At 72.3% G+C, this 24,869-nt stretch carries 20 protein-coding genes; 10 read left to right on the top strand and 10 right to left on the bottom strand.

The genetic code is table 11. The annotated features are described in order from the left end of the window. Positions 1-68: 68 nt before the first annotated feature. The 3 genes from ACZ4MH_RS13130 (at position 69) to ACZ4MH_RS13120 (ending at position 3,578) form a co-directional block, all read left to right on the top strand. Positions 69-683, top strand: coding sequence for a TetR/AcrR family transcriptional regulator (locus tag ACZ4MH_RS13130; RefSeq protein WP_351599737.1), 615 nt, complete (start codon positions 69-71; stop codon positions 681-683). A gap of 150 nt (positions 684-833) precedes the next feature. Continuing rightward, positions 834-2,291, top strand: coding sequence for a CitMHS family transporter (locus ACZ4MH_RS13125; RefSeq protein WP_351599736.1), 1,458 nt, complete (start codon positions 834-836; stop codon positions 2,289-2,291). 3 nt (positions 2,292-2,294) lie between these two features. Beyond that, positions 2,295-3,578: an MFS transporter gene (locus ACZ4MH_RS13120; RefSeq protein ID WP_351599735.1), complete on the top strand. Its 1,284-nt coding sequence runs from the start codon at positions 2,295-2,297 to the stop codon at positions 3,576-3,578. Here the strand turns inward: ACZ4MH_RS13120 and ACZ4MH_RS13115 are convergent. Then, positions 3,517-5,874: an ATP-binding protein gene (locus tag ACZ4MH_RS13115; protein ID WP_351599734.1), complete on the bottom strand. Its 2,358-nt coding sequence runs from the start codon at positions 5,872-5,874 to the stop codon at positions 3,517-3,519. The two genes, ACZ4MH_RS13120 and ACZ4MH_RS13115, sit on opposite strands and share 62 nt — an antisense overlap. A gap of 267 nt (positions 5,875-6,141) precedes the next feature. Between ACZ4MH_RS13115 and ACZ4MH_RS13110 the strand changes: the two genes are divergently transcribed. From ACZ4MH_RS13110 to ACZ4MH_RS13100, 3 genes are all read left to right on the top strand, one after another. Continuing rightward, positions 6,142-7,560: an aldehyde dehydrogenase family protein gene (locus ACZ4MH_RS13110; RefSeq protein ID WP_351599733.1), complete on the top strand. Its 1,419-nt coding sequence runs from the start codon at positions 6,142-6,144 to the stop codon at positions 7,558-7,560. A 183-nt stretch (positions 7,561-7,743) separates the two neighbouring features. After that, positions 7,744-8,823: a zinc-binding dehydrogenase gene (locus ACZ4MH_RS13105; protein WP_351599732.1), complete on the top strand. Its 1,080-nt coding sequence runs from the start codon at positions 7,744-7,746 to the stop codon at positions 8,821-8,823. A gap of 214 nt (positions 8,824-9,037) precedes the next feature. Beyond that, positions 9,038-10,426: an MFS transporter gene (locus ACZ4MH_RS13100; protein ID WP_467754491.1), complete on the top strand. Its 1,389-nt coding sequence runs from the start codon at positions 9,038-9,040 to the stop codon at positions 10,424-10,426. Here the strand turns inward: ACZ4MH_RS13100 and ACZ4MH_RS13095 are convergent. Both ACZ4MH_RS13095 and ACZ4MH_RS13090 read right to left on the bottom strand, forming a co-directional pair. Further along, positions 10,401-11,408: an urea transporter gene (locus ACZ4MH_RS13095; RefSeq protein WP_467754490.1), complete on the bottom strand. Its 1,008-nt coding sequence runs from the start codon at positions 11,406-11,408 to the stop codon at positions 10,401-10,403. The genes ACZ4MH_RS13100 and ACZ4MH_RS13095 overlap by 26 nt on opposite strands. A gap of 106 nt (positions 11,409-11,514) precedes the next feature. Next, entirely contained in the window at positions 11,515-12,156 is a 642-nt protein-coding gene (locus ACZ4MH_RS13090; protein ID WP_351595445.1) for a TetR/AcrR family transcriptional regulator, read from the bottom strand. Between the two features lie 114 nt (positions 12,157-12,270). Between ACZ4MH_RS13090 and ACZ4MH_RS13085 the strand changes: the two genes are divergently transcribed. Then, positions 12,271-13,425, top strand: a complete 1,155-nt coding sequence (locus tag ACZ4MH_RS13085; RefSeq protein WP_351595448.1) for an acyl-CoA dehydrogenase family protein — start codon at positions 12,271-12,273, stop codon at positions 13,423-13,425. Between the two features lie 118 nt (positions 13,426-13,543). Next, positions 13,544-14,167 carry a TetR/AcrR family transcriptional regulator gene (locus ACZ4MH_RS13080; protein WP_351595451.1) on the top strand — a complete coding sequence of 208 codons (624 nt, stop codon included), beginning with the start codon at positions 13,544-13,546 and terminating at the stop codon, positions 14,165-14,167. 18 nt (positions 14,168-14,185) lie between these two features. Here ACZ4MH_RS13080 and ACZ4MH_RS13075 read toward each other — a convergent pair whose 3' ends face one another. After that, positions 14,186-14,647, bottom strand: coding sequence for a MaoC family dehydratase (locus tag ACZ4MH_RS13075; protein WP_351595454.1), 462 nt, complete (start codon positions 14,645-14,647; stop codon positions 14,186-14,188). Positions 14,648-14,746: 99 nt separating this feature from the next. Between ACZ4MH_RS13075 and soxR the strand changes: the two genes are divergently transcribed. Further along, the gene (soxR, locus tag ACZ4MH_RS13070) at positions 14,747-15,238 is read left to right on the top strand and encodes a redox-sensitive transcriptional activator SoxR (RefSeq protein ID WP_351595457.1); all 492 of its coding nucleotides are present in this window, start codon (positions 14,747-14,749) and stop codon (positions 15,236-15,238) included. Positions 15,239-15,244: 6 nt separating this feature from the next. On the opposite strand, the gene ACZ4MH_RS13065 is transcribed toward soxR, so the two are convergent. The 3 genes from ACZ4MH_RS13065 to ACZ4MH_RS13055 form a co-directional block, all read right to left on the bottom strand. Beyond that, positions 15,245-15,358, bottom strand: coding sequence for an MFS transporter small subunit (locus tag ACZ4MH_RS13065; protein WP_467754489.1), 114 nt, complete (start codon positions 15,356-15,358; stop codon positions 15,245-15,247). Then, a complete protein-coding gene (locus tag ACZ4MH_RS13060) occupies positions 15,355-16,719 on the bottom strand; it encodes an L-lactate MFS transporter (RefSeq protein WP_351595460.1) in 1,365 nt (454 codons plus the stop codon). Before ACZ4MH_RS13060 ends, ACZ4MH_RS13065 begins: the two co-directional genes overlap by 4 nt. A gap of 232 nt (positions 16,720-16,951) precedes the next feature. Continuing rightward, positions 16,952-17,563 (bottom strand): hypothetical protein, encoded by a 612-nt coding sequence (locus tag ACZ4MH_RS13055; RefSeq protein ID WP_351595463.1) that lies wholly within the window; start codon positions 17,561-17,563, stop codon positions 16,952-16,954. 222 nt (positions 17,564-17,785) lie between these two features. Between ACZ4MH_RS13055 and ACZ4MH_RS13050 the strand changes: the two genes are divergently transcribed. Continuing rightward, on the top strand, positions 17,786-20,608 hold the full coding sequence (locus ACZ4MH_RS13050) for a penicillin acylase family protein (RefSeq protein WP_351595466.1): 2,823 nt from the start codon (positions 17,786-17,788) through the stop codon (positions 20,606-20,608). Between the two features lie 68 nt (positions 20,609-20,676). Here the strand turns inward: ACZ4MH_RS13050 and ACZ4MH_RS13045 are convergent, their stop codons facing one another. The 3 genes from ACZ4MH_RS13045 to ACZ4MH_RS13035 all read right to left on the bottom strand — a co-directional run bounded on the left by ACZ4MH_RS13045 (position 20,677) and on the right by ACZ4MH_RS13035 (position 24,801). Next, a complete protein-coding gene (locus ACZ4MH_RS13045) occupies positions 20,677-22,008 on the bottom strand; it encodes a serine-threonine protein kinase (RefSeq protein WP_351595469.1) in 1,332 nt (443 codons plus the stop codon). Positions 22,009-22,104: 96 nt separating this feature from the next. Continuing rightward, positions 22,105-23,436, bottom strand: coding sequence for an MFS transporter (locus ACZ4MH_RS13040; protein ID WP_467754500.1), 1,332 nt, complete (start codon positions 23,434-23,436; stop codon positions 22,105-22,107). Positions 23,437-23,526: 90 nt separating this feature from the next. Beyond that, positions 23,527-24,801, bottom strand: a complete 1,275-nt coding sequence (locus tag ACZ4MH_RS13035) for an exo-beta-N-acetylmuramidase NamZ family protein (RefSeq protein WP_351595473.1) — start codon at positions 24,799-24,801, stop codon at positions 23,527-23,529. Positions 24,802-24,869: the final 68 nt, after the last annotated feature.

Below are 24,869 nucleotides of genomic sequence, written 5' to 3'. Positions count from 1 at the left end.
GGGCCCGTCAACGGAAACGCCCGGTGACGCGCTCGCGCGAGGCGGGAACCGGCCGGAATGCGTGCAGGATGGAGTACGTGAATACCCCGTCACTCCGCCGCGCCCCGGTCCAGCGACGCAGCGCCGAGCGCCTGACCCGCATCCTCGACGCCTGCGCCGAAGTCCTCGACGAGCAGGGGTACGAGGACCTGAGCACCCGCGCGGTGGCCGCCCGCGCCGAGGTGCCCATCGGCTCGGTCTACCGCTTCTTCCCCAACAAGCGGGCGATGGCCGAGGCGCTGGCGCTGCGCAATCTGGAGGGGTATGCGGAGCGGGTCACCGCCGGGATCGCGGCGGCCGGTGACCGGCTGGACTGGCGGTACGCCATGGACGTGGTGGTCGACGAGTACCTCGCCATGAAGCGGTGCGTGCCGGGCTTCGCGCTGGTGGAGTTCACCGTGCCCGCGCCGCAGGCCACCCGGGAGGCCAACCACCGCGTCGCCGACCGGCTGCTGGCGCTGCTGGCCGGGCCGCTCGGTCTGGACCCGGCGGAGGAGCGGCTGCGGACCGCGTTCCTGGTGGGCGTGGAGGCGGCGGACGCGCTGGTCCAGCTGGCCTTCCGGGTCGCGCCCGAAGGCGATCCGGCGATCGTCACGGAGACCAAGGAACTACTGCGGGCGTACCTGGGGCGGGTGCTGGACTGAGCACTCCCGGGCGCACTCCCTATTGACCTGGGGTTTTGCTCGTATTGCTCACACGTCAAGACCTTGTTAACAAAAGTTGGCGGCACCTAACGTCACCACGACCGCCACCCCCCTGGCAGGTGTTCAAGGGCGAACGTGAGGTAACCCCCAATGCTGACCATCCTCGGGTTTGTCATGATTGCCACCTTCTTGGTGCTGATCATGATGAAGAAGATGTCGCCGATGGCGGCACTCGTGCTCATTCCAGCGCTGTTCTGCGTCCTGGTCGGGCAGGGCGCGCACCTTGGTGACTACGTCATCAAGGGCATCGGCGACCTGGCTCCCACCGCCGCGATGCTGATGTTCGCGATCATCTACTTCGGAGTGATGATCGATGTCGGCCTCTTCGACCCGATCGTCCGCGCCATCCTCAGGTTCTGCAAGGCCGACCCGGTCCGCGTGGTCGTGGGTACGGCCCTGCTCGCCGCGATCGTCTCGCTCGACGGCGACGGCTCCACCACCTTCATGATCACCGTCTCGGCGCTGTATCCGCTCTACAAGCGCCTGAAGATGAGCCTCGTGGTGATGACCGGCGTCGCCGCCACCGCCAACGGCGTGATGAACACGCTCCCCTGGGGCGGACCCACGGCCCGCGCCGCGACCGCGCTGAAGCTGGACGCCGGCGACATCTTCATCCCGATGATCCCCGCCCTGGCCACCGGCCTGGTCGCCGTCTTCGCCCTCGCCTACGTGCTGGGCCGCCGCGAGCGCAAGCGGCTGGGCACCCTCACCCTCGGCGAGCCCGGCAGCGCCAAGGCCGTGGAGACCGAGGAGATCACCGAGAAGGAGACGGTCCTCGTCGGCGCGGGCGCCGGCACCAAGGGCGGCACCACCGCCCGTACGCCGCACACCGGCGGCGGCTCCGCCGACTCCGCCGACTCCGCCGACTCCGCCGGCACCGGCGACGGCCCGGCCGCCGAGGTCGAGTTCCAGGCCCTGGACCCGCAGCGCGCCACCCTGCGCCCCAAGCTGTACTGGTTCAACGCCGCCCTGACCGTCGCGCTCCTCACCCTGCTGATCCTGCAGGTGCTGGACATCCCGGTGCTCTTCCTGCTCGGCTCCGCCGTCGCGCTCACCGTCAACTTCCCGCACATGAAGGACCAGAAGGCGCGCATCGCCGCACACGCCGAGAACGTACTGAACGTCTCCGGCATGGTCTTCGCCGCCGCCGTCTTCACCGGGGTCCTCACCGGCACCGGCATGGTCGAGCACATGGCCCGCTGGCTGGTCTCCAACATCCCCGACGCGATGGGCCCGCACATGGGCCTGGTCACCGGCCTCCTCAGCATCCCGCTGACGTACTTCATGTCCAACGACGGCTTCTACTTCGGCATCGTGCCGATCCTCGCCGAGGCCGGCGCGTCCCACGGCGTCTCCGCGCTGGAGATCGCCCGCGCCTCCCTCGTCGGCCAGGCGCTGCACATGTCCAGCCCGCTCGTCCCCGCCGTGTACGTCCTGGTCGGCATGGCCAAGGTCGAGTTCGGCGACCACACCAAGTTCACCGTGAAATGGGCCGCGCTCACTTCCCTGGTCGTGCTCGGCGCCGGACTGCTGTACGGAATCATCTGACCCATGAACGTCGCGACGCCCGGCCGGGGCTGGCTGCTGCGCCTGGTCCTCACCTTCTCCTTCGCACAGGCGGCGGTGAGCATGGCACGGCCCGCCGTCTCCTACCGGGCGCTCGCGCTGGGCGCCGACGAGACCGCCGTCGGCGTCATCACCGGCGTGTACGCGCTGCTGCCGCTGCTCGTCGCCGTGCCCCTGGGCCGGCGCACCGACCACGGCCGCTGCACGCCCCTGCTGGTCGCCGGCGTCGCGCTGATCACCGGCGGCTGCGCGCTCAGCGGCGTGGTCGCCTCACTGCCCGCGATGGCCGCGTGGAGCGGCGTGATGGGCCTCGGCCACCTCTGCTTCGTGATCGGCGCCCAGTCCATCGTCGCCCGGCGCAGCGCCCCCGAGGAACGCGACCGCAACTTCGGCCACTTCACCATCGGCGCCTCGCTCGGCCAGCTCCTCGGCCCGGCGGGCGCCGGGCTGCTGATCTCCGAGCACGACGGCGCCATGGCCCGTACCAGCGCCACCGCGCTGCTGGTCTCCGCGGCCGCCGCGGCCTGTGCCGTCACCGCGCTGTGGCGGCTGGAGCAGCGGGGCGCGTCCCGCCCGGCGGTGCGCACCGATGCCCGCCGCGTACCGGTCCTCGGCATCCTGCGCACCCGCGGCGTCGGCGCCGGCATCTTCATCAGCCTCTCGGTGCTCTCCGCCACCGACATCCTCACCGCCTACCTCCCGGTCGTCGGCGAGGCCCACCACATCGCGCCCGCCACGATCGGCCTGCTGCTGAGCCTGCGGGCTGCCGCCACCATCGCCTGCCGGCTGGTGATGACCCCGATGCTGCGGCTCCTCGGCCGTACCGTGCTGCTCACCGTCACGTGCGCGGCGGCGGCCTTCCTGTGCGCGGCCATCGCCGTGCCGCTGCCGGTCTGGGCGCTGGCCCTCGTCCTGGCCGCGCTGGGCTTCTGTCTGGGCGTCGGCCAGCCGCTGTCCATGACCACCGTCGTGCAGGCGGCGCCCGACGACGCCCGCTCCACCGCCCTCGCCCTGCGCCTCACCGGCAACCGTCTCGGCCAGGTCGCGGCGCCCGCCGGCGCGGGGCTCGCCGCCGGCGTCGCCGGGGCCGCCGCGCCCTTCGTCCTGCTCGGCCTGTTGCTGCTGGGCTCGGCCGCGGTCGCCGTGCGGTCGCCGCGGGAGGCGGGCGGGGCACGGCGCAAGGCCGACGTGCCCCGCAAGAAGCCCGCTAGGTCTGCGGAGGCGCCGGCCGGCTGTCCTGGAGGGCGGCGATCTGGGCGCGGGAGCTGAAGCCGAGCTTGGCGAGGATGTGCTCGATGTGCGAGTCGACGGTCCGCTTGGAGACGACGAGCTTCTCGGCGATCTCCCGGTTGGTGAGGCCCTGGGCGACCAGCGCCGCGACCTGGCGCTCGCGGGGGGTGAGCTCGTCGGCCGTGCCGCCCGGCCGGACCGGCAGCTCCGGCATCTTCGTGAGGTCCTCGTCCAGCGCCCGTTCCACCGCCTCGGCCGGCGTCAGCGAGCCGCCCTCGGTGAACGCCCGGTGGAACGCGTCAGCGCCCAGTGCCCGGAGGGCTGGCTCGGCCGCCTTGCCGTGCAGCTCGTGCAGCACGAGGATGCCGAACCGGGCTTCCTTGGCGCCCTTGCGCCACAGCATGTCAGCAGCGCCCTGCAGGGTGCCCACCCGCTCGAAGTGGCCCTGCTCAGCGGCGTACCAGGCGAAGCCCTCCAGGAAGTGCGCGATGCCCATCGTGTCGCGCAGGGCGGCCTTGGAGCGGATGCCCTCGCGGCAGCACTCGATACTCTGCGCGAACTCGCCCTTCAGCCACAGGCCGACGCTCTTGACCCACAGTGCCCAGCTGCGCGACCAGTGTTCCTGCGGATGGGCGGCGTTGCGGCGCAGGGACTCGTCGCACAGGGCGATGCCCTCGCCGATGCCTCCGGTCATGAAGTGGGCGAAGGCGAGCTGGTAGGCAGTGATCAACAGGGCCACTTCGTCGCCCGCTTCGGCCATGCGCCGACGGGCGTCGTCGTATCCCTCGGCGACGCCGTCGATGGTGCCGCGGAAATAGCGGGCGTGCTGCCGGAAGGCGAGCGTCCAGGCGAGGCCGCGGGCATCACCGGCGCGGGCGGCGATCTCCTCGGCCTCGTCGAGCAGCGCCCAGTTGTCGCCCCGCTCGCCGGAGACGTCCAGGTACCAGCTGGTGAGCCACAGCGCCTTGACGCGTTCAGGGGTCGGCTCGCGGCTGCTTTCGAGGGCGCGGCGCAGCCAGTAGCGGCCCTCGATGTAGAGGCCGGTGCACTGCCAGTAGCCCCACAGCCGGGTCGCGAGGCACAGGCCGTCGTACGCCAGGCCCGGGGTGCCGACGAACGTCTCCAGCGCGGCCCGCAGATTGGCCTGGTCATGGCGGAGTCTGCGGACCCAGGCGAGCTGGGTGTCGCCGGTCCATTCGGTATCGAACTGCCCGGCCCGGTCGAGGAACCAGTCCGCGTGGCGCTTTCGCAGGCCCGCCTCCTCCGCTCCCGCGGCGAGCTGGTCCCGGCCGAACTCGCGGATCGTGTCGAGCATCCGGTAACGGGTGCCCACCTCGGTCTCCACGCGCTGCACGACGGACTTCTCCACCAGCCCGAAGAGCGCGTCGAGGATGTCCTCTGCCGGGAGGGCGCGCTCGTCGGCGCAGATCCCTTCCGCCGCCTCCAGGCTGAACTCCCCGGCGAAGACGGAGAGCCGGGTCCACAGCACTCGCTCCCGCGGGGTGGACAGATCATGACTCCAGCCGATGGTGGTCCGCAGTGTCTGATGACGGGGAACGGTGGTGCGGCGGCCGCCGGTGAGCAGCAGGAAACGACGGTCGAGCCGGCCGAGGATCTCCTCCAGGGACAGGGCGCGCAGCCGGGACACGGCCAGCTCGATGGCGAGGGGGATGCCGTCCAGGCGGCGGCACAGCGCCGTGGCGTCGGCGAGGTTGTCGTCGGTGAGGGTGAAGCCGGGTACGGCCGCGGCAGTACGGTCCGCGAAGAGCTGCAGGGCATCGGAACGTACGCAGGGCAGGCCGCACCGGTCCGCCGCGGCGCCCGGGACGTCCGCCACGGACAGCGGGGGAATGGGCAGGACGTGCTCGCCCGCGATGTCCAGCGGCTGCCGGCTGGTCGCGATCAGCCGCACGTCCGATGCGGTGCGCAGGAGCTCCTCGGCGAGCAGCGCGCACGCGTCGATCAGATGCTCGCAGGTGTCGAGGATGATCAGGGCATTCTTGTCCTCCAGGTAGCCGGTGAGGACTTCCACGGCGGGCCGGGCGGCCTGCTCGGGCAGATCGAGCGCGGCCGCCACGGTGTGGGGCAGCAGCTCGGGTTCGGTGAGCGCGGAGAGCGGCACGAGATGGACCCCGTGCGGGAACCGGTCGCGCAGCTGATGCGCCGCGCGCACCGCCGTACGGGTCTTGCCGACTCCGCCGGGGCCGGTGAGGGTCACCATACGGAAGCCGTCGAGCACCTCCGCGACCTGGGCGATCTCCCGCTTCCTGCCGATGAAACTGGTCGTCTCGGCGGGCAGCTCGCCGCTGCGCCGGTGTCCGGTGTCCTCGACCATGCGCGTCACCACCCCGTACCGGGGAACTCGTGAATGATGCCGGATGGCGCGCACGGTAGCGGGGGAGCGTGGGGAGTGCGTCGCTTCCGCCGGTTGTCACCCGTCCGAGAGGCGGGAATGGGATACTGCGCCGCCCGTCACCCGTATCTGCCGAGATGGCATCCTCGGCAAGGGTGGCGCCCCGCAAACTAGCGGCGATAGTTTGTACGCGCGACGTATGAGCAACCGCTTAGCGCACCTGACGACCACCCCCGGGAGGACGCCGAGATGAAGGCACACGACGGCATGTACATCGACGGAGCCTGGCGGGACGCGGCAGGGGGCGACACCATCGAGGTGCGCAACCCCGCCGACGAGCAGGTGATCGCCACCGTTCCGGCCGGTACCGCCGCTGACATCGACGCCGCCGTACGGGCGGCGCGCGCCGCCCTCCCGGGCTGGCGCGCCACCGCGCCCGCCGAGCGTGCCGCCAAGCTCGCCGCGCTGGTCGAGCAGCTCAAGGCGCACGCCGACGAGATCGCCGAGACCATCACCGCCGAGCTGGGCTCGCCGAAGTCCTTCGCGGCGAACGTGCAGACCGGCATGCCGATCGCGGTCACCGCCTCGTACGCCCAGCTCGCCGCCGAGCACTCCTTCGAGGAGCAGCTCGGCACCTCCACCGTGCTGCACGAGCCGGTCGGCGTGGTCGGCGCGATCACGCCGTGGAACTACCCGCTGCACCAGATCACCAACAAGGTCGCCCCGGCGCTCGCCGCCGGCTGCACCGTCGTCCTCAAGCCCGCCGAGGACACCCCGCTCACCGCCCAGCTCTTCGCCGAGTGCGTGGACGCGGCGGGCCTGCCGGCCGGCGTCTTCAACCTGGTCACCGGCCTCGGCACGGTCGCGGGCCAGGCGCTCGCCGAGCACGAGGGCGTGGACCTGGTCTCCTTCACCGGCTCCACCGCGGTCGGCAAGAAGATCGGCGCGATCGCCGGCGGCGCCGTCAAGCGCGTCGCGCTGGAGCTGGGCGGCAAGTCCGCCAACGTCATCCTGCCCGGCGCCGACCTCGCCAAGGCCGTGAAGGTCAACGTCGCCGACGTCATCCGCAACTCCGGCCAGTCCTGCAACGCGCTGACCCGGATGCTGGTCCACGAGGACCAGTACGAGGAGGCCGTACAGCTCGCCGCCGACATCGTCGCCAAGTACCTGCCCGGCGACCCGAACGACGAGGCCAGCCGCCTCGGCCCGGTCGTCAACGCCAAGCAGCGCGACCGGGTGCGCGGCTTCATCGCCAAGGGCCAGGAGGAGGGCGCGCGCCTGGTCACCGGCGGCGCGGAGGCCCCCGAGGGCCTGCCCACCGGCTACTACGTCCGCCCCACCGTCTTCGCCGACGTCACCCCCGGCATGACCATCGCGCAGGAGGAGATCTTCGGGCCCGTCATCTCGATCCTGAAGTACCGGGACGAGGACGAGGCCGTGGAGATCGCCAACGGCACGGTCTACGGTCTCGCGGGCGCCGTCTGGGCCGCGGACCAGGAGACCGCGGTGGCCTTCGCGCGCAAGCTGGACACCGGCCAGGTCGACATCAACGGCGGCCGCTTCAACCTGCTCGCGCCCTTCGGCGGGTACAAGCAGTCCGGCGTCGGCCGCGAGCTGGGCCCGCACGGCCTGACCGAGTACCTGCAGACCAAGTCGCTCCAGCTCTGAGCGGCCCGGGGGGGCGGGCCGCCCCGCGCCCCCCCCCCCCCCACTCCCCCCCCCCCCCCCCCCCCCCCCCCCCCCACCCACCCCCCCCCCCCCCCCCCCCCCCCTCCCCCCCCCCCCCCCCCCCCCCCCGCCACCCGCAGTTCCCGCCCGTACTCCCGCACTCCCCACCGAGGAGACCGCACCGTGGTCCGCGCTGCCGTACTGCCCGCCGTCAACGCCCCGCTGGAGATCGCCGAGATCCAGCTGCCCGACCCCGGACCCGGCCAGGTCCGGGTCAAGCTCGCCGCGGCCGGGGTCTGCCACTCCGACCTGTCGCTGTCCAACGGCACCCTCAAGCAGCCCGTCCCCGCGGTGCTCGGACACGAGGGCGCGGGCACCGTCACCGCCGTCGGCGAGGGCGTCACCGGCCTCGCGCCCGGCGACCCGGTCGTCCTCAACTGGGCGCCGTCCTGCGGCGACTGCCACTTCTGCGGGCTGGGCGAGGTGTGGCTGTGCGCCAACTCGGCCGCGGCCGCCGCGAAGCCGTACGCCACCCGGGCGGACGGCAGCGAGCTGTACCCGGGCCTGGGCACCGCCGTCTTCGCCGAGGAGACGGTGGTCGCCGCGCACGCCGCGCTGCCGCTGCCCGCGGGCGTACCGCTCACCGAGGCGGCGCTGCTCGGCTGCGCGGTGCTCACCGGCTGGGGCGCGGTCCACAACTCCGCGAAGGTCCGCAAGGGCGAGTCGGTCGTGGTCTTCGGTGTCGGCGGGGTGGGCCTGGCCACTCTCCAGGCCGCGCGGATCGCGGGCGCGGGCCCGATCATCGCCGTCGACGTCTCTCCGGCGAAGGAGGAGCTGGCCCGCGCGGCCGGCGCCACCGAGTTCCTGGTGGCGGCCGAGGACACCGCCAAGCGCATCCGCAAGCTCACCGGCGGCATCGGCGCCGACGTCGCCCTCGAATGCGTGGGCCGCGCCGACACGATCCGTACCGCCTGGTCCTCGACCCGCCGGGGTGGCCGTACGACGGTCGTCGGCGTCGGCGGCCAGGACCAGCAGGTGACCTTCTCCGCGCTGGAGCTCTTCTACTTCGGCCGCACGCTCTCCGGCTGCGTCTACGGCGACAGCGACCCGGCCCGGGACCTCCCGGTCATCGCCGAGCACGTCCGCAGCGGCGCGCTGGACCTGTCCGGGCTGGTCACGGAGCGGATCGGCCTGGAGGGCATCCCGGCAGCGTTCGACGCCATGCTCGCGGGCAAGGGAGGCCGCGCGCTGATCGTCTTCTGACGGCCCGGCACGGTCCGCAGCACCCCCGGGAGCGTTCGCCCCGGGGGCCTTCGGGCTGCCCGGAAACACCCCGTTCCGCCGGGCAAAGCACCCCCCAACCCCCCGTAAAAAGTCCTGCTGTGCAGTCCGTTGACGCCGTACCAGCCGGTCGGTACGGTCACCCGCAATCACGGCGCCGCCCCCCGTTCCCCAGCACCCCTCGGAGCGTGCACGCATGGACACGGCCTCCCCCGCGACACCGAGCACCACCCCGGCCCCCACCGCCCGGCACCGCCGCAAGGTGGCCACCGCGGCCGCCCTGGCGTCCGCCGTCGAGTGGTACGACTACTTCGTCTTCGGCATCGCCGCTGCCCTCGTACTGGGCCACGCCTTCTTCCCCTCGGGGAGCCAGGTCGCCGGCGTGCTCGCCGCGTTCGCGACCTTCGCGGTCGGCTTCCTCGCCAGACCCATCGGCGGCGTCATCGCCGGCCAGCTCGGCGACAAACGCGGCCGCAAGCCCATGCTCGTCCTGGCGCTGACCCTGATGGGCCTGGCCACGACCGGCATCGGCCTGCTCCCCACGTACGAGACGATCGGCATCGCCGCGCCGATCCTCCTGGTGCTGCTGCGCATCGTGCAGGGCATCGCGGTCGGCGCCCAGTGGGGCGGCGCGATGCTGATGGCCACCGAGTACGCCCCCGAGGGCAAGCGCGGGCTGTACGGCTCGCTGGTCCAGCTCGGCGTGCCGATCGGCGTGGTGACCGCCAACACCGTCTTCCTGGTGGCCGGCGCGGTCGTCGGGGACGCGGGGTTCGCCTCCTGGGGCTGGCGGCTGCCGTTCTTCGCCGGCATCCTCGTGCTGATCCTCGCCTGGTACATCCACACCCGCGTCGAGGAGACGCCCGAATTCCGCGCCGCGGAGCGCCAGTTGTCCGCGGCCGAGAAGCAGGCGGACGCCCAGCGCTCGCCGCTGCGCACGATCCTCCGCGAGCACCTCGGCACGGTCCTGCTGGCCGGCGGCAGCTTCACGGTAAATACGGCGACGTTCTACATCCTGATCACCGGCGTACTGGACTACGCCACCCGCGAGCTGGCCATGCAGCGCACGGCCGTACTGACCGTCTCCCTCCTGGTCAGCCTCACCCAGCTGGCCCTGATCCCGGCCTCGGCGGCGCTCTCGGACCGGATCGGCCGGCTGCGCGTCTACACGCTCGGCGCGGTCGGGCTGCTGGTCTGGGCGATACCGATGTTCCTGCTGATCGACACCGCCTCGCTGGTGTGGCTGGCCGTCGGCACCTTCATCGCCAGCTGTTTCCTGAGCATCATGTACGGGCCGCAGGCCGCGCTGTTCGCCGAGCTGTTCTCGGCGGAGATGCGCTACACGGGCGCCTCGCTCGGCTACCAGATCAGCGCCGTCCTGGGCGGCGGGCTGGCGCCGTTCGTGATGGTCCTGCTGCTGGAGGCGAGCGGCACCTCGATGGCCGTCTCCGGCTACATCATGCTGCTCGCGGTGATCGCCCTGGGCTCCATCGCGGTACTCGCCAAGCGCGCCCGGCGGGCGGCCGCGGAGGCGGCGGCCCCGCCCGCGGCGGTCCCGGCTACGCGGCCGCGGCCGGCGGAGTAGCGCGGCCCGGCGCCGCCTCGGGTGCCGCGGGCTCGCCGGCCTTCCGCAACCGCGGGAAGGCCGGCACCGCGACCAGGAACGCCAGCGTGGTCAGCACGAACGGCCAGGTGAAGGTGTGCCCGCCGGACGGGGCGAAGAGCGCGGCGGCCGCCGAGGTCAGGATGGTCGCCGCGGTCGCGCCGGTCACCGCGTACGCCAGCGACCAGCGGTCGGTGGCCAGGAAGACGCCGCCCAGCGCCATCGTGACGAGCACCGCGTTGTATCCCATCCCGCCGTCGGCGATCTGCCCGGCGGGCGCGCCCAGCAGCCAGGCCGCCGCGATGCCCACCACGCTGCCGAGGCAGGCCAGCGCGCCCAGCCGGCGGTCGGCGAGGAAGATCCCGAGGAGGAAGAGCGCGCCGACGTACCACTGCGGCATGAAGAAGATCTGGGCGATGTTCGAGAAGAAGGCGTGCCAGAGGTCGGGCCAGCCGAGCGCGGTCCGGCCGGCCGCCGGGCGGGTGAGCGTGGCCAGCCCGTGGCCCTGGTGCCAGACGCGGACGAAGCCGGGCGCCGCGATGGTCATGGCGCTGGCGGTGACGCAGTACGGCAGGGTCAGCGTGGGCAGGTTCCACGGGCGCAGCAGCGTGCCGGCGGCCCCGGTGAGCACGGTGACGACCACGCAGCCGCCCGCCGCCAGCAGCACGGTCGAGAGGTGCCCCGCACCCAGGAACGCGGCGAAACCGACCGCCACCAGGCAGGAGTTGAAGCCCTCCAGGCCCGCGCCGACCCGGTCGCGGGCCACCCCGAGTACCTGCGCCGTGGCCGTGCCCAGCGCGGTGCCGCACAGCCCGTAGACGCCGTACTGCCAGCCGGCGGCGCACAGCGCGACGGTGAAGACGAGGCCGGCGAGCGCGCTGGGCAGGAAGTCGACCTGTGCCTGGCCGCGCAGGACGCGCAGCAGGAAGGCGTAGCACCGGCGGTCCGGTATCGGCTGCTGCACGGGGGTTCTCCTGTCGCGCACGGTACGTCACGGGCGGACCGGATATTACATGCGTGTTACATGTAGATGACAGAGTGGGGTCCGTTAAAGGTGGGCGGGGCGCGCCCTAGGAGACCGGCTGGACCGGCTGGTGCTGCAGGGCCAGCCCGTCGACGAGGGCCCGCAGGCCGGACTCGAAGGCGCCCTCGTCGACCTGCTGCTGGTGCTCGGCGAGCAGGTGGGCCTGGCCGAGGTGGGGGTAGTCGGCGGGGTCGTAGGCGGCCGCGTCGTCGACGAAACCGCGGGCGAAGGAGCCCAGCGCCGAGCCGGCGACGAAGTACCGCACCATCGCGCAGACCTTCGTGGCCTGTGCGGGCGGCCAGCCGGCCTCGACCATGCCGCCGAACGCCGCGTCGGCCATCTTCAGGCCCGCCGGGCGGCGGCCCGGCCCCTGGGCGAGGAACGGCACGAAGTTCGGGTGCGCGGCGAGCGCCGCGCGGTAGGAGCGGGCCCACTCCAGCAGCCCGCGCCGCCAGTCCCCGTCGGGCCCGAAGCCGGAGACGTCGACCTTGGCGATCACCATGTCCGCCGCGGCGTCCAGGATCTCGTCCTTGGTCGTGAAGTGGTTGTACAGCGAGGGGCCGCTCACCCCGAGCTCGGCGGCGAGCCGCCGGGTGGAGAGCGCCTGCAGTCCTTCCCCGTCGATGAGCGCGAGGGCCGCCGTGACGATGCGCTCACGGCTCAGCAGGGGCTTGCGGGGTCGGGCCATGACGCACATAGTAGAGCCTGCCGCCGAAAAACTAGCAGTGATAATTAATGGCGGTGGCGCTCCCGTGGGCGCCGCCCGCCGTGGTCACCGCCACCGTTCAGAGGAAGACGCATCATGAACCTCGAACTCAACGAGGAGCAGGCCGCCGTCCGGCAGCTCGCCAAGGACTTCGTCGACCGCGAGGTCGCCCCGCACGTCACGGAGTGGGACCGCACCGAGCAGGTCGACCGCTCGATCGTGAAGACCATGGGCGACCTGGGCTTCCTGGGCCTGACCATCCCCGAGGAGTACGGCGGCTCCGGCGGCGACCACTTCGCGTACGCGCTGGTCACCGAGGAGCTGGGGCGCGGCGACTCCTCCGTGCGCGGCATCGTCTCCGTCTCGCTCGGCCTGGTCGCCAAGTCCATCGCCGCCTGGGGGAGCGAGGAGCAGAAGCAGGCGTGGCTGCCCCGGCTGACCTCCGGCGAGGTGCTGGGCTGCTTCGGCCTCACCGAGCCCGGTACCGGCTCCGACGCGGGCAACCTCACCACCCGGGCCGTCCGCGGTGGGGGAGGGGACTGGGTGATCAACGGGACGAAGATGTTCATCACCAACGGCACCTGGGCCGACGTGGTGCTGCTCTTCGCCCGCACCGGCGCGGAGCCCGGCCACAAGGGCGTCAGCGCCTTCCTCGTCCCCACCGACACCCCCGGCCTGTCCCGCCGGGAGATCCACGGCAAGCTGGGCCTGCGCGGCCAGGCCACCGCGGAGCTGGTCCTGGAGGACGTGCGGGTGCCGGCGTCCGCGATGATCGCCCCCGAGGGCAAGGGCTTCTCCGTCGCCATGTCCGCGCTCGCCAAGGGCCGGATGTCGGTCGCGGCCGGCTGCGTGGGCATCGCGCAGGCGGCGCTGGACGCGGCGGTGGGGTACGCCGGCGAGCGCGACCAGTTCGGCAAGTCCATCGCCCACCACCAGCTCGTCCAGGAGCTGCTGAGCGACATCGCGCTGGACGTGGACGCGGCCCGGCTGCTGACCTGGCGGGTCGCCGACCTCATCGACCGCGGGAAGCCGTTCGTCACCGAGGCCTCCAAGGCGAAGCTGTTCGCCTCCGAGGCGGCGGTACGCTGTGCCAACAACGCCCTGCAGGTCTTCGGCGGGTACGGCTACATCGACGAGTACCCGGTCGGCAAGCTCGTCCGCGACGCCCGCGTGATGACGCTCTACGAAGGCACGAGCCAGATCCAGAAGCTGCTCATCGGGCGCGCGCTGACGGGCGTCTCCGCGTTCTGAGCGGAGCCCCGCATTCCCGGACACGGTCCCTAAGCGCTTGCTCAGTGCTGGGGTATGGTGTTCGATCTGATGGCCCGCCGCGGACGGACCGCGGCGGACCGCAGGATCGGAGTGCGCGATGGGAGCGGAGCGGGCGGACGAGGCCGCAGGGGAATGGGCCGAGGTGGCGCCGGACGCGGCCCAGCGGCTGGTCGGGGCCGCCGTCGAGGCCTTCGCGGAGCGCGGCTACCACGCCACGACCACCCGTGACATCGCCGGGCGGGCCGGCATGAGCCCGGCCGCGCTCTACATCCACTACAAGACCAAGGAAGAGCTGCTCTACCGCATCAGCGTCACAGGGCACGAGCGGGCGCTGAAGATCATGGCGGCCGCGGCCGGCGCCGAGGGCACGGCCGCCGACCGGCTGCGCTGCGCGGTGCGCGCCTTCGCCAGCTGGCACGCCGAGCGGCACACCACGGCCCGCGTCATCCAGTACGAGCTGAAGGCGCTGGGCGAGGAGCACTACGCCGAGATCGCCGGCCTGCGGCGGCAGACGGACCGGCTGCTGCGGGAGATCATCCAGGACGGCGCGGACGCCGGGGAGTTCGCCGTGCGGGACGTGCCCGGCACGACGCTGGCGGTGCTGTCGCTGTGCGTGGACGTCGCCCGCTGGTTCACCGCGGACGGGCGGCGCACGCCCGACCAGGTCGGCGAGCTCTACGCCGACCTGGTGCTGGGCATGGTGGGGGCGCGGCGCCCGTAGGGGCGGCGCGCTCCGTGCTTACAGATAGAAGCGGCTGACCGACTCCGCGACGCAGACCGGCTTCTCGCCGCCCTCGCGCTCCACGGTCACCGTCGTCGTCAGCTGCACGCCGCCCGGCACCTCGGTCACCTCGGCGATCCTCGCGGTGGCGCGCACCCGCGAGCCGACCGGCACGGGGGAGGGGAAGCGCACCTTGTTCGTGCCGTAGTTGATGCCCATCTTGACGTTGTCGACGCGCATCAGCTGCGGTACGAGCGCGGGCAGCAGCGACAGCGTGAGGTAGCCGTGCGCGATGGTCGTGCCGAACGGCCCGGCCTTCGCCTTCTCCTGGTCGACGTGGATCCACTGGTGGTCGCCGGTGGCGTCGGCGAACAGATCGACCCGCTTCTGGTCGACCTCCAGCCAGTCGCTCGGGCCGAGCTCCTCGCCGACCGCGGCACGCAGCTCGTCCAGCGATCCAAACACCCGGGGGTCTGCCATGTCCGTTCCTCCTGATCGACTAAGCGCTTGCTCAGCTTGCTGTGCGGATCCTCCGCTGTCAACGGCTCGTCCGATCAGGAGCCCTTTAAGCTGGCGGACGTGCCCCAGCTTTCCCGCAAGGTCCATGAACTCACCGTCGGCCAGCTCGCCGCGCGCAGCGGCGCCGCCGTCTCCGCCCTGCACTTCTACGAGTCCAAGGGGCTGATCAGCAGCACCAGGACCGCGGGCAACCAGCGCCGGTTCACCCGTGACACGCTGCGCCGCGTCGCGTTCGTCCGGGCGGCGCAGCGCGTCGGCATCCCGCTCGCGGTGATCCGTGACGCGCTCGCCGAGCTGCCGGAGGAGCGCACGCCCAACCGCGAGGACTGGGCCCGGCTCTCCGAAGCCTGGCGCGGCGAGCTGGACGAGCGCATCGGCCAGCTCCAGGAGCTGCGCGACCGGCTGACGGACTGCATCGGCTGCGGCTGCCTCTCCCTGGAGCGGTGCGCGCTCTCCAACCCGTACGACGAGCTCGGCGAGCAGGGGACGGGCGCGCGGCGGCTGCGCGTGGACCGCGAAGGGCGCCCGGCGGACCCGGCCCCCGCCGAGTGAGCGCCGTCAGCCGGTGAACAGCTGCGTCATCTTGAGCGCCAGCTCGTACAGCCCGTAGGCGAAGGGCACTCCGACCCACAGCCAGACGAGGGCGAGCAGGGCGGTGCGGCGGCCGGTCACCGGGCGGCTCCTTCTTCCTGTGCTTCCTGGCCGGGCGGCGGCGCCGGCTCGTGGTGGCGCGGGTGCACCGGCCGGACCAGCTCGTTGGCGGCGAAGCCGACGACCAGCAGGCCGATCATGATGAAGAACGACGTGGTGTAGAGGTCGGGGCCGCTGCGCCCGGCGGCGTGCTGGGAGTCCGCGATGGCGTTGACGATCAGCGGGCCGAGGACGCCGGCGGTGGACCAGGCGGTGAGCAGCCGCCCGTGGATCGCGCCGACCTGGTACGTGCCGAAGAGGTCCTTGAGGTACGCGGGGACCGTGGCGAAGCCGCCGCCGTAGAAGGACAGGATCACCACGGCGCAGCCGACGAACAGCGGCTTGGAGGCGTCGCCGGTCAGTGCCAGTACGAGGTACAGCAGCGCGCCGACGCCGAGGTAGAGGCGGTAGATGTTCTTCCGGCCCACCAGGTCGGAGGTGGTGGACCAGGCGAATCGGCCGAGCATGTTGGCGAGCGAGAGCATGCCGACGAATCCGGCGGCGGCCGCCGCGCTCACGGGCGTCGCGGTGTCCGCGAAGAAGTCCGCGATCATCGGCGCGGCCTTCTCCAGGATGCCGATGCCGGCCGTGACGTTCATGCAGAGGATGACCCACAGGCACCAGAACTGCGGGGTGCGCAGCGCGTTGCGCGCGGAGACCTGGGCTGTGGTGACCAGGGGGCGCGGCGCGGTCGTGGTGGGCGCGGCGCCCGGGGGCCGCCAGCCGTCCGGAGGTACGCGGACCAGCAGCACGCCCATCGTCATGAACACCGCGTACACCAGGCCCATCACCAGGAACGTCTGCGCGATGCCGGCCGAGTCGGCACCGAGCGTGGCCAGCAGCTGGCTGGACCACGGGGAGGCGATCAGCGCGCCGCCGCCGAAGCCCATGATGGCGATGCCGGTGGCCATGCCGGGGCGGTCCGGGAACCACTTGATCAGCGTGGAGACGGGGGAGATGTAGCCGATGCCCAGGCCGATCCCGCCGATGAAGCCGTAGCCGAGCACGACCAGCCAGTACTGGCCGGTGGCGGCGCCGAGCGCGGCGACGAGGAAGCCGGAGCAGAAGCAGAGGGTGGAGACGAGCATGGCCCAGCGCGGGCCGCGCCGTTCGACGAGCGTGCCGCCGAAGGCCGCCGACAGGCCGAGCATCACGATGGCGAGCTGGAAGGGGAGCGCGGAGGCGGTGCCGGAGAGCCCGAGCGAGGACTCCAGCGGGGGCTTGAACACGCTCCAGGCGTACGCCTGGCCGATGGCGAGGTGGATGGCGAGCGCGGCGGGCGGAACGAGCCAGCGGCTCCAGCCCGGCGGGGCGACGGTGGCGGAACGGGCGAGCGCGAGCATGCACGCGAACGTACAAGCTTCATGCACCCGCGGGAAGAGGCCGTCAATACCCGGCCCGGAACGGCCCGTTGGCGATCGGTGTCCGTGGGTGGTCCGGTGTCCGTGGGCGGTGCGGCGCGGGTCCCCCGTACCGGCGCATCCGGTCCCACGTCCGCTCGGTGCGGCAGCCGCGCCCGGCGCGCTGCCGTTTCCCCCTGGTGCGCTTCCGTACTGCCGTGTGCCGGCGCGTGGCTCAGGCCGCGGCGAAGGCCCGGTCGGCGGTGGCGCGCCGGGCGGCGGAGAGCACGGCGGTGGTCAGGACCGCCGACGGGGTGACAACTCCGCATTCCTGGCAGACCGGCCCGTTCACCGAATGTGCCCCGTCCGTGCGCCAGACGAAGCGCCGGCCCCCGCACACCGGGCAGTCCTCGCGCTGCCGGCCCGACTCCATGGCCGCGATCACCCGGCGCAGCACCTCGGCCAGGCGTGCGGTCGGATGCCGGTGCGGTGACTCGCAGGGCACGATGTCGCACCCGCCCCAGGTGCGCAGGTGCCATTCGTGCAGGGCGCCCGGCTGCCGGATGCCCTCGTGCTTCTCACGCCGCCGGCGGGCGGCGAAGTCCGCTTCGTAAGCGAGCCAGAGGTTGCGTGCCTCCTCCAGTTCCGCCAGGGCGGCAAGCAGCCCGCCCGGGTCGGGGTTGCGGTCCTGCGTCCCGATGCCCGCGCGGGTGCACAAGTGGTGCCACGTCGCCCGGTGCCCGTACGGGGCGAACCGTTCGAGGCACTTGCGCAGCGCCGTCCGTCGCTGGGTCGCGACGAGACCGGGGTTACGGACCTGCTCGGCGAGAGCTCTGAAACCGGCCAATTCATCCCACCTCCGTGGGGAGGAACCCGACTGGACATGGAATGGACGTAACGGAACGGCATCTGGATCCATCGAACTGTCGTGCGAGAACCGGGCGTTACCTGGGTTGTAGAGGTGGCGTGTGGGGAAAGTGGGGGTTGGGCAGAAGTTGACTGTTGTTCATCTTCCGTCGCGGTTTTACCGCCGGTAACGTCCAGCGCACCCGCCTCCCAAGGAGCAGGAATGCGACGACGTACCGCAGGGCGCGCCGCTGCCGCCGTGGCAGCGGTGTGCGCCCTGGGTGCCAGCGCCCTGGCACCCCTCCCCGCCGCCGCGGCCACCGCGGACCCCCCACCCGTCACCGACCACTGCCAGGGCCAGTGCGCCGACATCCTGCCGCCCGGCGAGAACGGCAACGCCACCCTCGCCGAGATCCTCGGCAACAAGGTCTTCGGCACCCGCCCCGCGCACGCCTCCGACCAGCTCGGTCCGTACAACGACTTGAACGGCGGCCACCAGTCGCTCACCGACGACACCCTGAAGAACTTCTTCAACGACGCCTCCTTCGGCGTCCCGGACGGCCAGGTCGGCAAGGTCACCCAGCCGCGCGACGACGTGACGATCACCCGCGACAAGAAGACGGGCGTGCCGCACATCAAGGGCACCACCCGCTACGGCACCGAGTACGGCGCGGGCTACGCCGCAGCGCAGGACCGGCTCTGGCTGATGGACCTCTTCCGGCACATCGGCCGCGGCCGGCTGACCTCCTTCGCCGGCGGCGCGCTCGCCAACCAGGGCCTGGAGCAGGAGTTCTGGCCGAAGGCCCCGTACACCGAGCAGGACCTGAAGGACCAGGTCGAGTCCATCCGGAAGAACAACGGGCCACGCGGCGAGCAGGCCATGGCGGACGCCCAGGCGTACGTCGACGGCATCAACGCCTACCGCGAGAAGTCCAAGAAGGGCCGCTACTTCCCCGGCGAGTACGTGCTGACCGGGCACGTGAACGCGGTCACCAACGCCGGGGAGATCAAGCCCTTCGAGCTCACCGACCTGATCGCCCTCGCGTCCGTCGTCGGCGGGCTGTTCGGCAACGGAGGCGGCGGCGAGGTACCGCAGGCCCTCGCGCTGCTGTCGGCGCAGCAGAAGTACGGCGTCGAGAAGGGCACCGAGGTCTGGGAGTCCTTCCGCGAGCGCAACGACCCCGAAGCGGCGATGACGCTGCACGACGGCCAGTCCTTCCCGTACGCGGTCAAACCGAAGAACGCCAAGGGCACGGCCCTCCCCGACCGTGGCTCGGTCACCGCCGAACCGCTCGTGTACGACCGCAAGGGCGCGGCCACCGCCAAGAGCGACCCGCCGCAGGCCGAGGTGAGGACGCCGAAGAAGCTGAAGCCGCTCAAGGGCGTCTTCCAGGACGGCGTGCTTCCCAAGGGCAGCTTCGATACGACCCAGCACCGCGGCATGTCCAACGCGCTGCTGGTCTCCGGCAAGCACACCGCGAGCGGCCACCCGGTCGCCGTCTTCGGCCCGCAGACCGGCTACTTCGCCCCGCAGCTGCTGATGCTCCAGGAGATCCAGGGCCCGGGCATCAGCGCCCGCGGCGCGTCCTTCGCGGGCGTCGGCATGTACGTCCAGCTCGGCCGCGGCCAGGACTACGCCTGGAGCGCCACCTCCGCGAGCCAGGACATCACCGACACCTACGCCGTCGAGCTGTGCGACACCGACGGCTCGGCGCCCACCGAGGACTCCACCGGCTACCGCGAGGACGGCCGCTGCGTCCCCATGGAGAAGCTGGAACGCACCAACTCCTGGCAGCCGACCGTCGCCGACCCCACGGCCGCCGGGTCCTACCGGATGCAGGTGTACCGCACCGACTACGGCGTCGTGACGCACCGCGCGACCGTCAAGGGCAGGCCCGTCGCCTACACCGCGCAGCGCTCCACCTACCGCCACGAGGCCGACTCGATCATCGGCTTCCAGATGTTCAACGACCCGTCCTACGTCAAGGACGCGAAGTCCTTCCAGCAGGCCGCCCAGCACATCGGGTACGCCTTCAACTGGTTCTACGCCGACTCCAAGGACATCGCGTACTACAACAGCGGCCTGAACCCGGTCCGCAACCCGGACGTCGACCCGTCCCTCCCCGTCCGCGCGGAGAAGGCCTACGAGTGGCGGGACTGGGACCCCAAGGCCAACACCTCCGCCCTCACCCCGCCGGCGCAGCACCCGCAGTCGGTCGGCCAGGACTACTACATCTCCTGGAACAACAAGCAGGCCAGGGACTACGACTCGGCCGGCTTCGGCAACGGTTCCGTACACCGCGGCAACCTGCTCGATGACCGGGTCGAGGAGCTGGTCGCGGACGGCGGGGTCACCCGCGCCTCCCTGACCCGCGCGATGAGCGAGGCCGCCGTCACCGACCTGCGCGGCGAGGACGTGCTCCCGGAGCTGCTCAAGGTGCTGCGCTCGGCACCGGTGGACGACCCGAAGGTCAGGACCGCCGTCCAGCAGCTGGAGGCATGGCGCAAGGACGGCGCGCAGCGCCACGAGACCAGTCCGGGGTCGAAGACGTACGCCCACTCCGACGCAGTGCGGATCATGGACGCCTGGTGGCCCCTGATGATCGAGAAGGTCTTCGAGCCGGGCCTGGGGAAGGACCTCTATGACGGGCTGAAGACCAACATCGCCGTCGACGAGTCGCCCTCGGCCGGGCACGGGCCGACCGGCAGCCACGCCGGCTCCGCCTTCCAGTACGGCTGGTGGTCCTACGCCGACAAGGACCTGCGGGCTGTCCTCGGCGAGAAGGTACGCGGCGGGCTGGCCGACACCTACTGCGGCGACGGTGAACTCTCCGCGTGCCACGACACGCTCGTCAGCACGCTGCGCGAGGCGGCCGCGAAGACCGCCGAGCAGGTCTACCCGGGCGACGACGCCTGCAAGGCCGGGGACCAGTGGTGCTCGGACGCGATCATCCAGCGCGCGGTCGGCGGCCTCACGCACGACCCGATCAGCTGGCAGAACCGGCCCACCTACCAGCAGGTGGTGGAGTTCCCGAGCCACCGGTAACCGGCGCTCGGGCGGGGGGGGGGGGGGGGGGGGGGGGGGGGGGGGGGGCCCCCCCCCCCCCGCACCGGTCAGCCGCGGGCGATCCGGCCCGCTTCCAGGACCACCCGGGCCAGCTCCGGGTGGCAGATGTCGCTGTGCGCGCCGGCCGGCGGCGCGCCGCGCCGGACCACGGCGGAGGCGTCCACGTTCACGCACCCCGGCGACGTCGGCAGCTGCTCGCCCAGCCGGATGCGCCGGGTCCCGTCCACGCCCTGGATGCCGTCGAACCCGTTCGCGCCCCACCGGTCGAACACGGCGAGGAAGCCCGAGGAGTCCCCGGCCAGCTTCGACGCCAGGGGATAGAAGGTGCCCAGCGCGTCGTCGTGCCGGGAGTAGCAGCACACCAGCGGGCCGTCGACCCGCTCCTGCATGCCGTCCAGCGTCCCGGTGCGCGCCCGGTCGTGCGGCAGCTCCGAGCAGAACGCGTAGTGCGAGAAGGCCCCTTGCAGCAGCGTCACCGACTTCACGTGCCGCGCGTCCGGCGGCAGTCCGCGCAGCGCGTACGAGACCAGCCGGGCGCCGAAGGAGTGCCCCACCAGGTGCACCCGCAGCCCGGCCGCCTCGCCCGCCAGCCGGCCGAGCACCGGCCCCAGGCCCAGCTGGCCGACCGTCCCGGCACGCCGCTTCACCGCGTAATAGGCGCCCTGCCGCAGGAGTTCGCGGGCGCCGCTCCACATCCGGGTCAGCCCGCCGCCGAACAGCGGGCGCTGCTCGGCGTCCACGGCCTCGCCCGGCCACACCGCCACGCCCGCCGACCGCAGCGCCGCCGTGTAGACCTCGCAGACCTCCAGCGCGTCGTCGGTCAGCATGCCGGGCAGCCCGTCCCCGCTGTCCGCGGCGAACAGCAGGGCCGGGCTGTCCTGCCGGACCGACACCAGCTCCCGCACCAGCCGCGCGAACTCGTCGAACGCCGAGCGCGCGTCGGGCCGTTCCGACAGCAGCTGCGCGAGCCGCTCCAGCACCATGTCCCGGCCCGGGAACGCCTGCGCCAACTGGCGCCGCACGGAGTCCTCCAGTACCGGTTCGTCGGCGGCCGCGGCGACGGCGGCGGCCCGGGCCCGCGGCGAGGGGTCGAAGTCGGGGATCGGCTCGTCGGTGAAGCGCAGCGCCGGCCAGATCACGCCCGCGTACCCCACCCGGGCCGCGCTGCCCGCCAGCAGTTCCGGGAAGGGCTCGAAGAACCGGCTGTACAACCGGGTGGCCATCGACCGGTCGTTGTTCCACCCGTGCGCGAACACCACGAGATCGGTCAGCCGCTCCCGCGCCGCCCCGGCGAGCAGTGCGTCGCGCTGCCGCTGATCGACGTCCCCGTCGGCGTCAAACGTCAGTTCCCAGTACGGCCGCACCCCGACACCCGCCATGACGATCCCCTTCGCTGCCGCTCGTGCAGCGCATCGTCCTGCGCATCGGCCGTTCCCGCCATACGCAGCGCTACGGCGAACGGCGGAGGCTCCGGGTCAGGCCAGCTCGCGCTCCCTGGTCTCCGGCAGCGCCAGGACGCACAGCAGGGAGACCACGGCCATCGCGGAGACGTACCAGCCGACGGAGGAGGAGCCGAAGGCGGACTGCAGGCGGGTGGCGATCAGCGGGGAGACCGCGCCGCCGAGGACGCCGCCGAGGTTGTAGGCGAGCGAGGCGCCGGAGTAACGGACCCTGGTACCGAACAGCTCGGGCAGGTAGGCGCCCATCGGCCCGTACACCACGCCCATGCAGAACAGCGCGCCGCCGATCGCGAGGGCCACCAGCACCGGGGACTCGGTGTCCAGCAGCGGGAAGAGGACCAGGCCCCAGACGGCGGCGAGGCCGCAGCCGGCCAGGACGAGCCTGCGGCGGCCCGCGCCGTCGGAGCGGGTGGCGGCGAGCCAGGTGCCGGCGGCGAGGAAGAGGCAGGCGACCAGGGACAGGCCCAGCATCATGTTGCGGGAGATGCCGAGGGTGCCGGTGGCGTAGGAGAGGCAGTACGTCGTGGCCGTGTAGAAGAGCCCGTACGCGATGATCATGCCGCCCGCGCCGAGCAGCAGCTCGCGCCAGTGGCCGCGGATCACGTCCAGCGTGGGGACCTTGCTGGCCTCCTGCGCGTCCATCACCTTCGCGAAGACCGGCGTCTCGCTGATCTTCAGCCGGACGAACAGGCCGACCGCGACCAGCAGGAACGAGAGCAGGAACGGGATGCGCCAGCCCCAGGACCGGAAGGCCGCGTCGTCCAGCGAGGCGGACAGCAGCCAGAAGATGCCAGTGGCGGCGAAGAACCCGACGGACGGGCCAAGTTGCGGGAACGCGGCGTACAGGCCGCGCCGTTTCTTCGGGGCGTGTTCGACCGCGAGCAGCGCGGCGCCGCCCCACTCGCCGCCCAGGCCGATGCCCTGGACGAAGCGGAGCAGGATCAGCAGTACGGGGGCCCAGATGCCCAGCGTGGCGTAGCCGGGCAGCAGCCCGACGAAGGCCGTGGACAGGCCCATCAGCAGCAGCGAGACGACCAGTACGGACTTGCGGCCCACCCGGTCGCCGAAGTGCCCGAAGACGATCGAGCCGAGCGGCCGCGCCGCGAACGCCACCGCGTAGGTGGAGAAGGAGGCGAGGGTGGCGTTGACCGGGTCCAGGGTCGGGAAGAACGCCTGGTTCAGTACGAGCGCGGCCGCGGTCCCGTAGATGTAGAAGTCGTAGAACTCGATGGCCGTCCCGATGAACGACGCCACGGCCACCCGCCGCAGGCTCTCGGAGCTGCCCTCGTCGCCGGCGGGTCCGGCCGTGGTCTCTTCTGCTGTCGCTTCGCTGTGCACGAGCCGCATGGTCACGGTCGTTGTAGGGGGCAGTCAATAGGTGGGACGTGTGGTCTCGTCTCTTGAGACGGCTGTCCTCGGCGGGCCGGGCGGCCCGGCTCAGTGGTAGCGGAGGTAACCGGCGCGCAGCGCACGGAACTTCGCGAGCTCCGCCTGCCAGGCGCCGACGACCTCGTCCGTCCCCGCCCCCGCGTCGATCATCGTGCGTACCTTGGCGGAGCCCGCGAGCCGGTCGATTCCGTGGTCCGGGCGCCAGGCGAAGTCCTTCCACACCTTCTTGGCGGTGACCAGCAGTGCGATGCCGGTCCGCACCGGGTCGAACGCCGCCCGGTCGTGGACGTGCAGCTGCACGCCGCCGATCGTCTTGCCCTGGAACTTGGAGAACGTCGGCGCGAAGTACGCCTCGCGGAAGCGGACCCCCGGCAGCCGCTCGGCGTTGACCGCCGCCGCCCACGTGCGGTCGATGCCCTCCGCGCCGAGCAGCTCGAACGGGCGCGTCGTGCCCCGCCCTTCGGAGAGATTGGTGCCCTCGAAGAGGCAGGTGCCGGAGTAGACCAGCGCGGTGTCCGCGGTGGGCATGTTGGGGCTGGGCGGGACCCACGGCAGCCCGGTCGCGTCGAAGAAATCGGCCCGCCGCCAGCCCTTCATCAGCACGGTGTCCAGCCGCACCTTCTTGCCGGCGACGGCGGGCACGAACCGCTCGTTGAAGAGCAGCGCCAGCTCCGCCACCGTCATCCCGTGCGCCTGCGCGATCGGCTCCCGGCCGACGAACGAGGCGTACTTCTTGTCCAGCACGGGGCCGGTCGCCGAGCGGCCGGTCACCGGGTTCGGCCGGTCCAGCACCACGAAGCGCTTGCCCGCCATGGCCGCCGCCACCATGCAGTCGTACAGCGTCCAGATGTAGGTGTAGAAGCGCGCGCCCACGTCCTGGATGTCGAAGACGACCGTGTCGACCGCGGACTCGGTGAAGATGTCCGCCAGTGCCTGCCCGCTCTTCTGGTACGTGTCGTACACCGGCAGCCCGGTGGCCGGGTCCTCGTGCCGGCCCTCCGAACCGCCCGCCTGCGCCGTGCCGCGGAAGCCGTGCTCGGGTCCGAACACCGCGGTCAGCCGCACGCGCTTGTCCGCGTGCATGACGTCCACGAGGTGCTCGACGTCCTGCGTGACACCGGTCGGATTGGTGACGACGCCGACCCGCTGCCCGGACAGCAGCGCGTACCCGTCGGCAGACAGCCGGTCGAAACCCGTCCGCACCCGGCGGCCGCCGGACGGCGGGGGTGGCGGGGGCGCCGCCGACGCCGTACCGGGCGCACCGGCGATCGCGCCGGTCATCGCGCCGGTGACCGTCAGCAGGCTCCGTCTGGACAAGGCCATGCGCACACCTCCGTGATCGCGGTTCGTGTGCTGTGACGCTAACGCGCGCGAGGCCGCGGGGGAACGCA

This window comes from Streptomyces sp. NPDC026301 (assembly GCF_055567935.1).
This window is presented reverse-complemented; position numbering and strand designations above follow the sequence as displayed.

Coding starts and splice junctions, on each gene's coding strand:
- ACZ4MH_RS13040 (WP_467754500.1), bottom strand. CDS start 23,436: ATGCGGCTCGTGCACAGCGAAGCGACAGCAGAAGAGACCACGGCCGGA.
- ACZ4MH_RS13045 (WP_351595469.1), bottom strand. CDS start 22,008: ATGGCGGGTGTCGGGGTGCGGCCGTACTGGGAACTGACGTTTGACGCC.
- ACZ4MH_RS13130 (WP_351599737.1), top strand. CDS start 69: ATGGAGTACGTGAATACCCCGTCACTCCGCCGCGCCCCGGTCCAGCGA.
- ACZ4MH_RS13085 (WP_351595448.1), top strand. CDS start 12,271: ATGAACCTCGAACTCAACGAGGAGCAGGCCGCCGTCCGGCAGCTCGCC.
- ACZ4MH_RS13090 (WP_351595445.1), bottom strand. CDS start 12,156: ATGGCCCGACCCCGCAAGCCCCTGCTGAGCCGTGAGCGCATCGTCACG.
- ACZ4MH_RS13080 (WP_351595451.1), top strand. CDS start 13,544: ATGGGAGCGGAGCGGGCGGACGAGGCCGCAGGGGAATGGGCCGAGGTG.
- ACZ4MH_RS13075 (WP_351595454.1), bottom strand. CDS start 14,647: ATGGCAGACCCCCGGGTGTTTGGATCGCTGGACGAGCTGCGTGCCGCG.
- ACZ4MH_RS13035 (WP_351595473.1), bottom strand. CDS start 24,801: ATGGCCTTGTCCAGACGGAGCCTGCTGACGGTCACCGGCGCGATGACC.
- ACZ4MH_RS13100 (WP_467754491.1), top strand. CDS start 9,038: ATGGACACGGCCTCCCCCGCGACACCGAGCACCACCCCGGCCCCCACC.
- ACZ4MH_RS13110 (WP_351599733.1), top strand. CDS start 6,142: ATGAAGGCACACGACGGCATGTACATCGACGGAGCCTGGCGGGACGCG.
- ACZ4MH_RS13060 (WP_351595460.1), bottom strand. CDS start 16,719: ATGCTCGCGCTCGCCCGTTCCGCCACCGTCGCCCCGCCGGGCTGGAGC.
- ACZ4MH_RS13050 (WP_351595466.1), top strand. CDS start 17,786: ATGCGACGACGTACCGCAGGGCGCGCCGCTGCCGCCGTGGCAGCGGTG.
- ACZ4MH_RS13115 (WP_351599734.1), bottom strand. CDS start 5,874: ATGGTCGAGGACACCGGACACCGGCGCAGCGGCGAGCTGCCCGCCGAG.
- ACZ4MH_RS13120 (WP_351599735.1), top strand. CDS start 2,295: ATGAACGTCGCGACGCCCGGCCGGGGCTGGCTGCTGCGCCTGGTCCTC.
- ACZ4MH_RS13125 (WP_351599736.1), top strand. CDS start 834: ATGCTGACCATCCTCGGGTTTGTCATGATTGCCACCTTCTTGGTGCTG.